Consider the following 17,348-nt stretch of genomic DNA (forward strand, 5'->3'; position numbering starts at 1 on the left):
TCCTCAATTTTTTTGGTTCGCTGAGTTTCGGACGTTTGTTGTTTTGTGGTTATTTCTATACGGTGATTACGTCCGAGTTAAGAGGGTTGCCGCGAACCCTCTTTACAATCTCCCGCGGCGACCACGCAAGTGGTCACTGCGTGACTGCCTTCCGCCTTCGTTCGCTCTTAACGCACCGGCTGTGATTTGTTCCTGACAAAGCACCGCCTTGGCAAACATCCCTGTTTGCCATGCTAACCTCACTCAGTTGTCAGCACGTTGCGAATGCCGCACCACAAAATCGCTTTTTATCGCCCACTTCGTTAACGTCAACGCCATTGCCTTGGCAGGGCAATGATTGTTTAACGTCTTAGCATTATTTTTCTTATCCTCAGCTTCAATACCTAAGAACTAAGAAATAATAGCTAAGGATAGGTACATATTCCGTAGCCAGAGCTTCCCCCCCTAACCCAAATTTTACCGCTCAAGAAAACCCTAAAGTAAACTCGGCTATCACTCGTCTGCTCACTCGTTAAATAGGATTTTTCGTAATATAAATCTCTGATGAAGTTGGCATTAGGGTAATGATCCAGCTCCCCCCATTCCGCGAAAAATCCTACACCAATGTAAGGCCGGGCATAATTACCATCAGGATACGGAGGCGTTGCCTCTACTACTTCATTTACATTATCTCCACATCTATGTTGTAGAACAGATCCCTGACAACCCGCATTAGTTAAATCCTTGACCTTTGGAAGACGGTATCCTCCAATCTTATTACACCAAGATTCCATACTAGAATAGGTATAGGTACTTCCATAATTACCCCGATTAACAAACCACTGCTTTAACACAAATCCATATTTGAGGACGGCATTACCACTGCTATCACGACCGACTAACTCAAATACTTGAGGTAAAGATAGTCTGTTGATTTGACCTGGATTATCTGAACTCCATTGCGATGGTGTAGCAACAGGACCTGTTAGGGTGACTCGAACGCGGGTACTTGTTGAATTGGTCATAGTAGCAGTAATACCACCATGAGAAACCGGCGCCCAAGATAAGACCTGATTATTACCAACAATATCTAAATCAAAATACAAATTATTAGCCCCCGTAGTCGGGAAGTTTGAACCATAAGACGACGGCGTGACTGACTGTGTTAGAACCCCCCCCTTATCCCTGTCCCAAATGGAAGCAGGAACAATAAATCCATTAGCAGGTTGTGGGGTAGGTCTTGCAAAACAAATCAATGGCGATGATATATTAGGATTAGGATTAATATAATAAACGGCATTACTTGCACTAAAACGACTTTCATTAGGCACACCATAACGTGTTTTTAATGTACCGCTATCATTAGATAAGGTTAATTTATATGGCGCTTTACAAATATTAAGCACTTCATTACGGGCCACAGCTAGACCCCATTTATCAACAATAGATAAATTTAAACTACCGGTAGCGGTGACACCATTAACGCCCTGACCATCGCCATCATCATCTCCCCAATAATTATACGGTGTGCCAATAAGTGAACTTAATGCAATAGAATTAGTATTCCTTGGTACTAACATACCAATATCATTAAAACTCTGACCAGCAACAGGTAAAATGATAGGATTTCTATAACTCGAATTATTGGTTGTCGGAGTAAATGTTCTACCATCAGAAAGGGATATCCCGAGTAGCGCTTCGGTATTTGTTACCCGAGTTCGACCACCATCAAAGGTTAAATAAGGTGCTGAGCCATAAATAATATTGGTCGTTTTAGTGGTTAATGCATAGTTAGAAAAAGAGATAGACTGTAAAACAACCATGGTTAATACCAAAACCATCGGCCGAGATAAAAAGACTAAACCAAGAAATTTTGAAAAATTTTGCCGGAATTTCGGAAATTTTGGAAATTGCTGAAATAATAAATTGTAGTGAAATAATAAACGGTATGAGCTTAACTTTAGAGAGGTGAATTTATAGGTTGGGCAGGTTGTGTGTTGTGTGTTGTGTGTTGAAAATTATAATCCATATCAGATATCCTTGTCAATCTAATTTAATTATTTATTTAAAATTTCAAGCCTAATGGCATGAAATTTATCCATTTGTATAAATATGCTATAAAAGTATAGTGATTGCAAAAAACCATGCAACTTTTTTTGACGGTTTAATTGTTAACTTTTGTAAAGGCGAATGTAATATTACGTTTTAATTACGCCCTTAAAACCTATTTTGGAGAAACTTTAGGGGGATTTTTAGGCTTTAAAAACCCCGTTCCTCAATTTTTTGGTTCGCTGAGTTTCGGACGTTTGTTGTTTTGCGGTTGTTTCTATACGGTGATTACGTCCGAGTTAAGAGGGTTGGCGCCAACCCTCTTTACCATCTCCCGCGGCGACCACGCAAGTGGTCACGATGTGACTGCCTTCCGCCTTCGTTCGGTCTTAACGCACCGGCTGTGATTTGTTCCTGACAAAGCACCGCCTTGGCAAACATCCCTGTTTGCCATGCTAACCTCACTCAGTTGTCAGCACATTGCCAATGTCGCTAAATAAGAAGCACTAAACTAATTTATAAAAATAAACGTTTATTATCAGTAATAGCTGATGTTATAACTAGCGTTAGAGATTTATTGGATGGATTTTAGGCTTTAAAACCCCCTTTCCTCAAAATTTTTTAGTTGTTTGAGTTTCGGACGTTTGCTGTTTTGTGGTTGTTTCTATACGGCGATTACGTCCGAGTTAAGAGGGTTGGCGCCAACCCTCTTTACAATCTCCCGCGGCGACCACGCAAGTGGTCACTGCGTGACTGCCTTCCGCCTTCGTTCGCTCTTAACGCACCGGCTGTGATTTGTTCCTGACAAAGCACAGCCTTGGCAAACATCCCTGTTTGCCATGCTAACCTCACTCAGTTGTCAGCACATTGCGAATGTCGCTAAATTAAATACACCAAACTTATTTGCCAAAATAAACGTTTATGTTTATAGCAAGCTAATTTTAGTTTTAAAACCAATTTCGGAGAAACTTTAGGGGGATTTTTTGGCTTTAAAAACCCCTCTCCTCAAAATTTTTGGTTGTTTTAGTTTCGGACGTTTTGTTGTTTTGCGGTTGTTTCTATACGGTGATTACGTCCGAGTTAAGAGGGTTGGCGCCAACCCTCTTTACAATCTCCCGCGGCGACCACGCAAGTGGTCACGATGTGACTGCCTTCCGCCTTCGTTCGCTGTTAACGCTCCTTGGCAAACATCCCTGTTTGCCATGCTAACCTCACTCAGTTGTCAGCACATTGCCAATGTCGCGCCACAAAATCGCTTTTTATCGCCCTAACGGTATTTTTCTTATACCTAGCTCTTTAGTTCAAGAGCTAAGAATTAAGAAAAAACACTAAGGATAGACGCAAACCCCGTAACGCTCAGAATACATATTCACACTTATAGCACCAGTGTTCGAGTTAACCACAAAAAAGGCATTATGAGGGCTTCTATCACTCGTCCAATAGTATGCATCATCATAATTGCGACCGCCGTGGAAATCGCCTCCGGAATAATCTTGCATCTTCCCCCACTCCGAGAAGAATCCCGCACCAATGTGACGCGTGTAATAATTATTGGGTGCTGATGGTGTAGCACCAACAGAACCTTCACAGTAATAAGGATTTCCTACACCTTCGCCCTTGCAGGACGCGTTAGTTAAATCCTTAACCGTAGGCATACGATATCCAACCTTAGTACACCATGTTGATGTATCACGATAAGTGTAGAAACGCTTTTGTCGGTTGACGAACCACTGCTTTAACACAAAACCATACTTCACCACGACCCCAGTCTCCCTACCACCATCTTTCATTTTACCAACTATCTCAAATGCCTGCGGCAAAGATGGTATACCGATAGGACTCGGATTATTTGTATCCTTTTGCGAATTATCTGTAATGGCAGGACCTGTTAGAGTGACAGTGATACTCGTACTGCTATTTTTTGACGATCTGGTTATCGTCGCCTTAATATCACCAGATGTAATCACCTCCCAATCTATATACATATGTCTAACACCACCAATTTCTAAATCAAAAGACAAATTATTAGCACCAGTAGTCGGAAAATTTAAATCATAAGACGATGGCGTAAATGACTGAGTAAGAAAACCCATATTAGGGTTCCACATGGAAGCTGGGCCAAGATGACGTTTATAAATCCAACTGCTATCAGGTAGTAAAGCTCCCCCAAATCTCATGTTAGGTTTAGCAACACAAATTTGTTGTTGTGACTCTACCTTAGGATTAATGTAGTATATAATGTAAGAATCATGAATAAATCTTTCATTAGGTATGCCATAACGTGTTTTTAATGTAATGTCAGTGTTACTTAATGTTAATATATACGGCGCTTTACAAATATCCAGCACCTCATTACGCGCAACCGGTTGACCTTTTCTATCAACAATAGATAAATTTATACTACCGGTAGCGGTGATACCATCAATACCCTGACCATCGCCATCATCATCACCCCAATAATTATAAGGCTCACCAATAAGTGAACTTAATTCAATTGAATCAGCATTCTTTGGCACTACCATATCAATATCCTCAAAACTCTGACCTGCAACGGGTAAAATGATAGGGTCGACATCTGAACGAATACTTCCGCCGTCGAATTTTCTACCATCAGAAAGGGATATCCAATGCAGCTTATTGGGAAAGAATGTCTCCGTCACCCGAGTACGACCACCATCGAAGGTTAAATAAGGCGCTGAACCTTGAATAATATTGGTCGTTTTTGTGGTTAATGCATAATTAGCAAAAGAGATAGACTGTAAAACAACCATGGTTAATACCAAAACCATCGGCCGAGGTAAACAGGCTAAATTAAGAAATTTTGAAAACGCTTGCCGAATTTGCTGGAAAAATAAATTGTAATGAGATAATAGGCCGTGCGTGCTTAACTTTACTAACGTTAAATTATAGGTTGGGCAGGTTTGGTGTTTGGTGTTTGGTGTTTTAAATTATAATGCATATCGACAATCCTGTCAATTAAATTGATGATTTATTTGCAATTTTATGCCTGACAGCATAAAATTTATCCATTTATATAAATATAGTTCAAAAATTATAGTGATTGGAAAAAACCATGCAACTTTTTTTGATGGTTTAATTGTTAACTTTTGTAAAGGTGAATGTAATATTATGTCTTAATTACGCCCTTAAAACCAATTTCGAAGAAACTTTAGGGGGATTTTTAGGCTTTAAAAACCCCGTTCCTCAAATTTTTTATCTTAAAAATCCCAATCCTCAAAAATAACCCCGTCCCAGTTGGGACGGATGGTTGTCGCCACAACATTGCTTTAGCCACCCACGTCATAATTCGCTTGGTTATTGAATTAATCATCCTTTAAAGGAGCTGCGGCACAAACTCCTATATGAGTATCAGTCTTACTTCCATTGGCTATAAAGACACTAGATGCATAGCCAGCATAGGCGAACACGACAAAATTATTATAATTACTATCTCGGCCAGGGTCGCTAGTCCAATAACCATAATTGAAACCAGCATCAGTATTGCCCCTTAAGTCGCCCCACTCCGAAAAGAAACCGGCACCAATTCTACGCTGATAATGATTACCAGTTGATGAAGGTGTCGCACCAACTACACCCTTGCATATGTTGCCGTTGCTACCTGAATTAGCCCCCGCACAAATCGCGTTAGTTAAATCCTTGACCTTAGGCATACGGTATCCAATATCACTACACCAAGACGATACACTTTCATTAGTATAAGATTTAAGTCCACGGTTAACAAACCACTGCTTTAACTTGAATCCGTATTTGACGACTTCTTCCCCACTTTGACTGTCTCGACCAACTAACTCAAATGTCTGTGGTAATGTCGGATTGAGTATAGTTCCCAAACTACTTGGATTACTTGAACCCAATTGCTCATCTTTAGCAAATGGACCCGTTAGGCTAACCCGCACACTTTTATTTGTTGCTTCCGTCATAGTAGCTGTAATACCACCATGAGAAACTGGCTGCCAAGATAATTCTCGATAATTACCTCCTATATCTAGATCAAAGTACAAATTATGAGCCCCTGTAGTAGGGAAATTCAAATCATAAGACGACGGATTTTTCGACTGTGTAATGAACCCCATCTTTTCATTCCACATTGTAGCAGGACCTCGGAAATCCGATCTTCCAAGAAGAGTACCATATTGCAAGTTCGGTTTTGCAAAACAGACTTCTGGTGGTGCCTTAGGATTAATATAATATGTCGCATTACTAGCATTAAAATCGCTACCTTTAGGAACGCCATAACGGGTTGATAAAGTGCCGTTGGTACTAGCCAATTTCACCTTATAGGGCCCATTACAAATGGTTAGCACTGTATTACGTGTGACAGGATTATTGAATCTATCAATAATAGATAAATTTAAACTACCTGTGGCAGTTATACCATCAGGGTCTTGACCATCACCATCACCATCATCATCACCCCAATAATTATTGGGCGGACCAATAACTGAAGTTAATTCAACAGAATCAGTATTCGTTGGTATTAACATACCAATATCATTAAAACTCTGACCCGCAACAGGTAAAACGATAGGATTAGTTGAACTTGAATTATTGGTTGTGGGAGTAAATGTTCTACCATCAGAAAGGGATATCCCGAGTAGCGCTTCGGTATTTTTTACCCGGGTACGACCACCATCAAAGGTTAAATATGGCGCATTACCATAAATAATATTGGTCGTTTGAGCGGTTAATGCATGATTAGCGAAAGAAATAGAAAGTAAAACAACTACGGTTAATACCAAAACCATCGGCCGAGATAAAAAGGCTAAATTAAGAAATTTTGAAAAATTTCGCCCAAATTGCTTAAAAAACAAACTACAGTTAAGTAATAAACGATACGAACTTAACTTTAAAAAGATTAAATTATAGGTTGAGCAGGTGTTATGTGTTGCAAGATTATAATGCATATTGACGTCCTTGTCAATTAAACTAATGATTAATTTATACTTTTATACCAAAAATTATAAAAGTTATCCTTTTATAAAAATAAAGTTTGAAAGTATAGTGATTGGAAAAAACCATGCAACTATTTTTGGCGGTTTAATTGTTAATTTTTGTAAAATTTGATGAAAAATTATACTTCAAAATCAAGACATTAATAATAAAAGTACCAACAATTAATTGTTGTTCCATTTTGTGCATGTTCGCAACTTTTCTTTGGTGGTTTTACTTTATTTTTTCTCATGATCTTAAACTAAAAAATCAGTTGTTAAAACTACGGCCATACACAGAGCCCGAAAGTGGAATGATTCTGTTGGATATGTATATCCCCTCTATGAGAGTCGATAATAAACCGTGAATCTGTTCTATTGGTATCACTAGTCCAATAATAGTAACGATCATGGAAGTTAGCTTCTGGATATAAGTACACGTATCCCCACTCCGAAAAAAAACCCGCACCAATTCGACGTTGATAATAGTTATCAGGAGATGCAGGCATAGCACCCTCCGCATCTTGACAGTTAGATAAAGGATATTTGCTGCGCCCCCTGCAAGACGCGTTAGTTAAATCTTTTACCTTAGGTAAGCGATAGCCAATATTGCCACACCATGAAGAAATACTACTATAATTATATTCATTGGTACCGCGATTAACCACCCATTGTTTTAACTGAAAACCATACTTGACAACTACATCACCATTAATATTCCTACCGACTAACTCAAATGATTTAGGTAATTCAGCTTTAGGTATTACTTTTATATTATTCGGTTCATTGGATCCCCATTGTTCTTTAGTAGCGGAAGGTCCTTTTAGGGTAACACGAAAGCTTGTGCCTGTAGAATCACCTGGCGTAGGGGTTATTATAGTAGTAATTTTACCTTGCTCTATTCCCTCCCATGTTAAAGATCGAGCACCACCTATATCTAAATCAAAATATAAATTATTGGCTCCAATAGTCGGAAAATTTAAATTATAAGATGATGGATCAGTAGACTGAACAATAAATCCCTTATATTCATTCCAAATATCAGGAGAACCACCAAAGTCATGTCCTTCAGAGTAATTACCATACACTAAAATGGGTTTAGCAAAACACACCCTTGGCGAATCCTTAGGGTTAATATAATAACTCACACTACTACCGCTGAAATCACTATTATTAGGAATACCGTATAGAGTGTTTAACGTTCCATTTGTACTTGTTAATGTCACTTTATAAGGCGCATTACAAATTGTTGGTACATCACTACGTGCAACAGCATTATCATTTTTATCAACTATGGATAAACTTAGAGTGCCACTAGCTCTAATACCATCCCTACCCTGACCATCGCCATCATCATCCCCCCAATAATTATTGGGCGGACCAATAAGTGAACTTAATTCAATAGAATCAGTATCCGTTGGTATAAACATACCAATATCTGCAAAACTTTGACCAGCAACAGGTAAAACGATAGGATTGTCTCTTGAATTACTGGTTGTGAGGGTGGGGGTGAATTGTCTACCATCAGAAAGGGATATCCCGAGTAGCGCTTCGGTATTAGTCACCCGGGTTTGACCGCCATCAAAGGTTAAATAAGGCGCATTACCATGTATAGGATTTGATGTTTTAGCCGTTAATGCGTGGCTGGTATAGGAAGTTATTAGCAACAAGCTAAACGATAACCATAAAAAGATCTGCCGAGACAAAAATGATTGAAGCAAGGATCGCGCAAAATTTCGTGGGATCTCGCTTATAGCAAAAAATGAATATTGAGAGCTTAACTTTGATGAATTTAAATTATAAGTTGGGCAGGTTGGGTGTTGGGTGTTGGGTGTTGTAAATTATAATGCATTTTAACATCCTTTGTCAAGTAATCTCATGTTTTATTTTACTTTATTTCATCTTAACCGACTAAATCACCACCAAATATTGCGATTAAAATTATCTGTAAAGTATAGTGTCTGAAAAAAATCGACGCAACTGCATTTAATAGTTTAATTGTTAAATTTTGTAAATATTATTATGAAGTTATATCATTAAAATATCGTTTTAATTCTTAAAAATGTATTTTTCAACTTTTGGGTATAACATACGATATAAATATTAAAGAGATTGCATCAATCGCTTTTAAAATTCTATTTTTTAACCTACTCAATAAGCAGTATATTTCTTGATTATACATCCATTTATATATTTCTATACTACCTACACGGTAGTGAACCCACTAATTCGCATTGATAGTTACCTTGTCCGTTTCTAAACTACCTACACGGCAGTGAACAGAAGCCAATATACTATAAATGCAGTTGGCAAAAAGACAAAGCGCTATTTTACTATTAAAAACCCTTTTTTAAGTAATTTTTTAATATATTGATTTTCAATTATTTTATTTTAAGTTAAAAAAAAGGGTTAACAATAAGTAGAAATTTAAGTTTCAAAAACCCCGTTCCTCAAATTTTTTTGGTTGTTTGTGTTTCGGACGTTTTGTTGTTTTGTAGTTAGTTTGGTGGCTAGTTCTATTGAGATATGGGTTATTGGATATATTTTGATAAGATTCAATCTGTTCTTTTAAACTATAAGCTATCTATGTCATCACAAAAAATAACAAATTATAGATTAAAAATACTTTCCGAAAAGTCATCGATAATTGAATTCTTTTGTTTTACTGCGTAGCGTTAGTTCATTGTTTAACAAGTGCTGTTACATTTCACAATTTCCTAGCGCTACCATTTCCCAACGATTCCAATAAAAGTCAAAGGCCTCAACTTAAGTCAAACGGATTCAGTCAAGCGTTGATGTAGATAAATCATAACTCAGTTTAACAAAATGTTATTTTAAACAAGCTATATTTGCAACATCATTTCCGTGTGAATCATCAGGTGGATGAGGTACAGGTAATATTCCACCATCATGTAAATAAGCAACAAAGTATTGCGTTTCATTATTAGGCTCTTTAGTAAAATAAGCAGTGTCATCCCACTCCCATTTTGAATTTGGATAACTACGACGAGTTATATATCCCCATTCAGGATAAAGTCCTTGATTAATTGCCCGAGTAGAAAAATTCCATTTACCATTGCGTTGCCAATTTGGGCCAGCGTTCACTATAGGTGAGTTTGAATAATCTTTACGGGATGGAAATCCATTAATTCCTCCACAAAATTGGTTAAAGGCATCCTGCCAATAATGATTACCTACATCCTGAGGTTCTATCCAAATGGATGTCGGATTAAATTTATAATCAAAATGTTGATTAGGAGATAACTTCAATGTTGCTCGGATAACAATATCACCATTACCTTCCGGTGGTTTAGCTTTTAAAAGAACATTACCTGTTTCATCTACGGTTGCTACATTGCCAGGATTAACTCGTACACTATAGATATAATTATCGGGAGGATAATCCATTATTAATTGAAATTGTGCACCTGGGAAACCTGTAGTTGGAAAGTGTTTATCTGAAACAATTGGCTTAGCTCTGAAACCCTTATCAACAATAAAATCTTCATTATAACCACCACCATTTTCGGGATCTGGTTTTATTGGACCTGTATGCCATGGATACAGAGTCCCTTGAGCATCACCACCACGCCATTGTTTTAAAGGATAAACTTTAGTTGAATTTGGCTTCAGATAACATATATCACCTATAGGTGCGATTTTATATAGTTTAGTTATCGTTACTGCCTCACTTTCATTCGGGTTACCATATTCAGAATAAGTTTTTACTAAAGTTTCTATTGATAATGTTAAAGGCAAGGCATAATTGGCACAACCTATTATATTATGTTTATCAATATCAGGAATTTTCACTCCATAATTATCAAACCAATGATAAATCGTCTGTTCGACGGTAAATGGCATATTATTACGGATGCTATCACCGTCAGAATCATCGTAATTAGATGAAATATCTAAATCATCCACAGTGTAGTCTTTAATAATAAAATCACTTAAATGTGTAAAACCCTCAAATATATTGATATCCGTATCACTTAAATTATGTGAACTTGAACTATAAAAAACACCATTTAAGGTAAAGCCATGTTTTTTGGCAGCAGCTTCTATATTAATAACGCTTGGTTTATTACCGATAATAGTATTTATAGTATGTGTTGTGATGGCTTGACTTTTTTGACTAATGAATAAAAAACATAATATGAATAAAAGAAAAAAAATAGGATTATTATTTAAATTAACCGAATTTAAAAGAGAGGTTGGGCAGGTTTGGTGTTTGGTGTTTGGTGTTGTAAATTATAATGCATTTTGACGTTCCTGTCAAGTAATTCTATGATTTTTTTTGGTTTTATTTTATTTTTATCGGCTAAATATCCGTCGAATATTGTTTATTATAAACACTTGAAGTATAGTCATAAAAAAAATCTAAGCAATAGTATTTAATTGTTTATTTGTTAAATTTTGTAAATATTATTATTAAGTTAGGTAATTAAAGCATAGTTTTAATTCTTAAAAAAACACGCCTAAGATTTTCAGAATGCAAATGATACAAATAAAAAAAGGGATTGTATTCAATCCCTTCTAAATCATACTTATTAGCCGGCTCGATAGTTAGGTGGCTCTTTGGTGATAAGAACATCATGAACATGACTCTCTTTCATACCCGCACCAGTTATGCGATAAAACTTCGATTTAGTGCGAAGTTCATCGATAGTTCCACAGCCAGTTAATCCCATACATGAACGTAAGCCACCCATTTGTTGATGGATAATTTCTTTTAATAAGCCTTTATATGCAATTCGACCTTCTATACCTTCTGGTACTAACTTGTCAGCAGCATTGTCAGATTGGAAATAACGATCAGATGATCCTTTTGCCATTGCCCCTAACGACCCCATACCACGATAAGATTTATAAGCACGACCTTGGAATAATTCAATTTCGCCTGGTGCTTCTTCCGTACCAGCAAACATTGAACCAACCATAACACAAGATGCTCCAGCGGCAATTGCTTTAGCGATATCACCTGAAAAACGAATACCGCCATCAGCAATAACAGGAATATTATGTTGTTTGGCTACCTCAACAGCATCCATAATCGCACTAATTTGTGGTACCCCTACCCCAGTAACAATACGTGTAGTACAAATTGAACCTGGACCAATACCCACTTTTACTGCACTAACGCCTGCGTCAATTAGTGCTTTAGCACCTTCTCCTGTAGCAACGTTACCGCCAATAATTTGTAAATTCGGATAAGCTTGTCTTGCTTGGCGAATACGTTCAAGTACACCTTCTGAATGGCCATGTGATGAATCGATAAGTAATACATCAACACCAGCTTCTACCAATGCAGCAATCCGTTCTTCATTACCTGCTCCGGCACCAACAGCAGCGCCCACTCGTAAACGACCTTTTTCATCTTTACAAGCATTTGGTTTTTGCTCGGCTTTGTTGTAGTCTTTGACTGTTATCATGCCTTTTAAGTGGAAACGATCATCAACAACTAATACTTTTTCAACACGATGTTCATGCATTTTTTTCAAAACACTTTCCCGAGATTCACCTTCTTTAACAGTAACTAAGCGTTCTTTAGGCGTCATCACCGCTGTAACAGATAGTGATAAATCAGTAGCAAATCGAACATCACGAGCAGTAATAATTCCAACCAATTCTTGCGATTCTGTTATAACTGGGAAACCAGCGAAACCATACTCTTTAGCTAGGTCAATCACTTGTTTAATACTCGCCGTTGGTAGTACCGATACTGGGTCTTGTACTATGCCGCTTTCATGTTTTTTAACCCGTTTGACATGTTCAGCTTGAGCTTCAATTGACATATTTTTATGGATAAAACCAATGCCACCTTCTTGAGCAAGAGCTATAGCAAGTTCGGCTTCAGTAACGGTATCCATTGCCGCAGATAACATTGGAATATTTAATTTTATGGTTTGCGTCAGTTGAGTTGTAATATCAGCAGTGTTAGGTAAAACAGTTGAATGGGCTGGAACTAATAAAACATCATCGAACGTGAGGGCTTCTTTAACTATACGAGACATGACAATATTCACCATTGAGTTGAATTGTTGATAAAATATTGCCGATGTATTCTACTCACTTTTAATATAAAAGACCAGTAAAATTTTATATTTATATTTCAGCAGATAAATATAGCGCAAACTAATCTCTGTTACTCGCCATCGCTTTTTTGTGCCATTAAGATGTAATTGACATCAACGTTTTTACCTAAGCGAAATTGATTACTGAGCAAATGATACTCCATACCAATTATCCCTTTGACAGTTAAATTAGCCTGTTCAACCCAAGTCATTAATTCAGAAGGACGAATAAAACGATTAAAATCATGAGTACCTTTCGGCACTAAGCGTGCAATATATTCCGCACCATAAATCAACATTAATTTTGCTTTATGATTACGATTAATGGTCGATAAATAGAGTTGTCCATTAGGCTTAAGCAATTTCGCACAAGCCTGAATGATTGAAAACGGGTCTGGAACATGTTCTAACATTTCCATACAAGTAATAACATCATAGTGTGCGGGGAATTGTTCAGCATGTTGCTCTACGGTTTGATTCTGGTAGTTTATGTCTAAACCATTTTGCTCGGCATGTAATTTTGCCACTGCTAATGATTCTTCAGCAAGATCAATTGCAGTTACATTAGCCGCAAGTTTAGCAAGACTCTCTGCCAAAATACCCCCGCCACAGCCAACATCTAATACATGTTTTCCGTTTAGATCACCGGATTGTTGTTTTATATAATCTACTCGTAATGGATTAATAATATGCAATGGTTTGCATTGACCATTGGGATCCCACCATTGCGAAGCAAGTTTTGCAAACTTATCTATTTCGTTTAAATCGATATTTTGTGTCATGACTATTCTTTTTAGAGACGTAAATATTTTATGTAATATATGCGATGGGCTGATGATTAGCAATATCAAAGATTTCATGCTCTCTTTTTCTCAACTTTTTATCACACTGAACTGTTTTAGCTTACTAACGTTTAGAGGTTTAAATAATTTCTGAGGGGATTTTAGTACAAAGGATATTTTCGAATAAGGGGGTTATACCCCCCACTAGTTTTCGCCATCGACAGCGAAACTAGCTGGTCATTACGTGACTAGTTTTTTGACGTTAAGTATTTATACATTATCTATTATTTGTTTTAGAACTTAAATAGCCTTGTCAAAAAGGCATATTTGACATGATCTTTAATCTCTTTCGTCAACATAATGTAATGGCTTAAAATTTAAATCTACCTACACGGCAGTGAACTTAATATTTTAGTTAATAGTATGTTATTTATGGATTCGCAGTAATATAAAACCGCCCTATAGTGGTTTGTGATGAAATTACTTATATTTTACTTTACAAATCTTATATTACTTATACAATACTTATATAAAAATCAATTACCGCGAATATATGAATAAAGTTATTTACCAAATAAAAGCATTGAAGCAATTAAGAAAAATTAAAAACAACGCTTTGATTCGTAATAAAATTGATGAGTTATCAAACATGCCTAATTGCATTAATGTAAAATCTCTGACTAACTACAAATATCAGTACAGATTAAGAGTTGGAAATTATCGAGTGTTTTTTAATTTTGATGGCATTATTCATATTGTTTCTATCGAAGAGGTGAAAAAACGAGATGAACGCACTTACTAATAACATACAGTTTATTAATAATGAACAAGGGCAACCACAGTTTGTGGTTATGCCTTATACACAATATTTAGAATTAGCGAATACTAAACAAATTAATACTGATACTGGTGTGCCCAACGAAGTTGTTAATCTGGTTTTTGATAATAATTATTCACCAGTTCAAGCATGGCGAGAATATCTAAAATTATCTCAAGTTGAAGTTGCCAATAAAATCGGTATCAGTCAATCTGCATATTCTCAATATGAAAAAAGTCAAAAATTAAGGAAAGCAACACGTATTAAAATAGCTAGCGCACTAGGTATTAACCCTGAGCTACTGGATTTTTAATTTATACAATATTATTTCTAAATACCTATACGGCAGTGAACTTAATGAGCAATGTCTAGCCGTTATTTCGTTTTTTCTAAACTACCTATACGGCAGTGAACTATGAAATATTCAATCATAATGCTTTCTAAACTTTCTAAACTACCTATACGGCAGTGAACGTTAGCCTTTTTCTTTTTAGGCCTAGGAGAATTTTCTAAACTACCTATACGGCAGTGAACTAGAATCCAATATACTATAAATGCAGTTGTTAAAAAGACAAAGCGCAATTTTACTATTAAAAACCCTTTTTTTAAGTAATTTTTTAATATATTGATTTTCAATCATTTTATTTTAAGTTAAAAAAAAGGGTTAGCAATAAGTAGGAATTTAAGTTTCAAAAACCCCTCTCCTCAAATTTTTTGGTTACTAGTTGATTTTATAACTAACGTTAACGATTTATTGGCGGGATTTAGGCTTTAAAAACCCCTTTCCTCAAAATTTTTTGGTTGTTTTAGTTTCGGACGTTTTGTTGTTTTGTGGTTGTTTCTATACGGTGATTACGTCCGAGTTAAGAGGGTTGGCGCCAACCCTCTTTACAATCTCCCGCGGCGACCACGCAAGTGGTCACGATGTGACTACCTTCCGCCTTCGTTCGCTTTTAACGCTCCTTGCCAAACATCCCTGTTTGCCATGCTAACCTCACTCAGTTGTCAGCACATTGCCAATGTCGCTAAATAAGAAGCACTAAACTAATTTATAAAAATAAACGTTTATTATCAGTAATAGCTGATGTTATAACTAACGTTAGCGATTTATTGGATGGATTTTGGCTTTAAAAACCCCTCTCCTCAAAATTTTTTAGTTGTTTTAGTTTCGGACGTTTGTTGTTTGGTGGTTGTTTCTATACGGTGATTACGTCCGAGTTAAGAGGGTTGGCGCCAACCCTCTTTACAATCTCCCGCGGCGACCACGCAAGTGGTCACGATGTGACTGCCTTTCGCCTTCGTTCGCTCTTAACGCACCGACTGTGATTTGTTCCTGACAAAACACAGCCTTGCCAAACATCCCTGTTTGTCATGCTAACCTCTCTCAGTTGTCAGCACGTTGCCAATGTCGCGCCACAAAATCGCTTTTTATCGCCACTTCGTTAACGTCAACGCCATTGCCTTGGCTGGGCAATGATTCTTTAATGTCCTAACGTTATTTTTCTTATCCTCAGCTTCAATACCTAAGGACTAAGAAATAATAGTTAGGGATAGACACAGAGCCCACCACTTTTGTCGATATCCCTGATCTTGCTAGCCATATAACCATCCCTCGAGGTAACATACCAAAACCTTCGAGGAATATCCCCCCTCCTATCTTGCGTCCAATAACCAAACTCATATCCCCCAACGAGTCTGGTTTCGCAGGGAAAGTTGGCACCCCTGTATTTGCACATATACCCCCATTCCGTGAAAAATCCTGCACCAATGTGACGACTGTTATAAATACCACCAGATGAAGGTGTTGCATCTACTACACCGTTACAAATGACTTCTGGACTATATCTACCTGCCCGACAAGACGCATTAGTTAAATCCCTGACATTTGGGAGACGATATCCTCCAATCTTATTACACCAAGATTCCACACTAGAATAGTTAACCCAAGCATTACCACGATTAACAAACCACTGCTTTAACACAAATCCATATTTGACCACCGCATTACCACTGCTATCACGACCGACTAACTCAAATACCTGCGGTAAAGATGGTCTGTCGATTCTATCTGGATTTTCTGATTCCCATTGATTAGGGTCTGTAACGGCAGGACCAGTTAGGGTGACTTTAACGCTGGTACTTGTTGAATCGGTCATAGTAGCAGTAATACCACCATGAGAAACCGGCGCCCAAGATAAGGCCTGATTATTACCACTAATATCTAAATCAAAATACAAATTATGAGCACCAGTAGTCGGGAAGTTTAAACCATAAGACGACGGCGTAACTGACTGTGGTAGAAAACCCTTACCATATTCCCAAACGGCAGCAGAAATACCTCCACCCCTTTCTAAGTAAGGTCTTGCAAAACAAATCACTGGCGATGATGCCTTAGGATTAATATAATAAGTGGCATTACCTGCCGTAAAACGACTTTCATTAGGTACCCCATAACGTGTTGTTAATCTACCTCCATAACTAGATAAGGTTAATTTATATGGCGAATTACAAATAGTCAGTACTTTATTACGGGTAACAGGATAATTCCATCTATCAACAATAGATAAATTTAAACTACCGGTAGCGGTGATACCATCAATCCCCTGACCATCGCCATCATCATCACCCCAATAATTATACGGTGTGCCAATAAGTGAACTTAATGCAATAGAATTAGTATCCGTTGGTACTAACA

General features: G+C 37.2%; 10 protein-coding genes. 2 read left to right on the forward strand and 8 right to left on the reverse strand.

Going from position 1 to position 17,348, the window contains the following annotated elements; genetic code table 11:
- Positions 1-404: 404 nt before the first annotated feature.
- From B6C84_RS02750 to ubiG, 7 genes are all read right to left on the reverse strand, one after another.
- Positions 405-1,820 (reverse strand): hypothetical protein, encoded by a 1,416-nt coding sequence (locus B6C84_RS02750; protein ID WP_133052322.1) that lies wholly within the window; start codon positions 1,818-1,820, stop codon positions 405-407.
- Positions 1,821-3,356: 1,536 nt separating this feature from the next.
- Positions 3,357-4,817 carry a hypothetical protein gene (locus B6C84_RS02755; RefSeq protein ID WP_133053375.1) on the reverse strand — a complete coding sequence of 487 codons (1,461 nt, stop codon included), beginning with the start codon at positions 4,815-4,817 and terminating at the stop codon, positions 3,357-3,359.
- A 534-nt stretch (positions 4,818-5,351) separates the two neighbouring features.
- A complete protein-coding gene (locus tag B6C84_RS02760) occupies positions 5,352-6,794 on the reverse strand; it encodes a hypothetical protein (protein WP_133053376.1) in 1,443 nt (480 codons plus the stop codon).
- A 467-nt stretch (positions 6,795-7,261) separates the two neighbouring features.
- A complete protein-coding gene (locus B6C84_RS02765; RefSeq protein WP_133052303.1) occupies positions 7,262-8,698 on the reverse strand; it encodes a hypothetical protein in 1,437 nt (478 codons plus the stop codon).
- Between the two features lie 1,108 nt (positions 8,699-9,806).
- Positions 9,807-10,904, reverse strand: a complete 1,098-nt coding sequence (locus B6C84_RS02770; protein WP_086354285.1) for a hypothetical protein — start codon at positions 10,902-10,904, stop codon at positions 9,807-9,809.
- Positions 10,905-11,530: 626 nt separating this feature from the next.
- Positions 11,531-12,994, reverse strand: a complete 1,464-nt coding sequence (gene guaB, locus B6C84_RS02775; protein WP_086354286.1) for an IMP dehydrogenase — start codon at positions 12,992-12,994, stop codon at positions 11,531-11,533.
- Positions 12,995-13,125: 131 nt separating this feature from the next.
- Positions 13,126-13,914 carry a bifunctional 2-polyprenyl-6-hydroxyphenol methylase/3-demethylubiquinol 3-O-methyltransferase UbiG gene (gene ubiG / locus B6C84_RS02780; protein WP_108720918.1) on the reverse strand — a complete coding sequence of 263 codons (789 nt, stop codon included), beginning with the start codon at positions 13,912-13,914 and terminating at the stop codon, positions 13,126-13,128.
- A gap of 475 nt (positions 13,915-14,389) precedes the next feature.
- On the opposite strand from ubiG, the gene B6C84_RS02785 reads away from it, so the two are divergent.
- Complete coding sequence (locus tag B6C84_RS02785) at positions 14,390-14,638, forward strand: type II toxin-antitoxin system RelE family toxin (protein WP_082205163.1); 249 nt, start codon at positions 14,390-14,392, stop codon at positions 14,636-14,638.
- Positions 14,622-14,966: a helix-turn-helix domain-containing protein gene (locus B6C84_RS02790; RefSeq protein WP_065578240.1), complete on the forward strand. Its 345-nt coding sequence runs from the start codon at positions 14,622-14,624 to the stop codon at positions 14,964-14,966. Before B6C84_RS02785 ends, B6C84_RS02790 begins: the two co-directional genes overlap by 17 nt.
- Before the next feature lie 1,231 nt (positions 14,967-16,197).
- Here B6C84_RS02790 and B6C84_RS11540 read toward each other — a convergent pair.
- A partial coding sequence (locus B6C84_RS11540) for a hypothetical protein (protein ID WP_165755852.1) occupies positions 16,198-17,348 on the reverse strand: 1,151 nt, incomplete at its 5' end.

Source organism: Gilliamella apis (assembly GCF_002142155.1).
In the GTDB taxonomy this organism is placed as follows: domain Bacteria; phylum Pseudomonadota; class Gammaproteobacteria; order Enterobacterales; family Orbaceae; genus Gilliamella; species Gilliamella apis.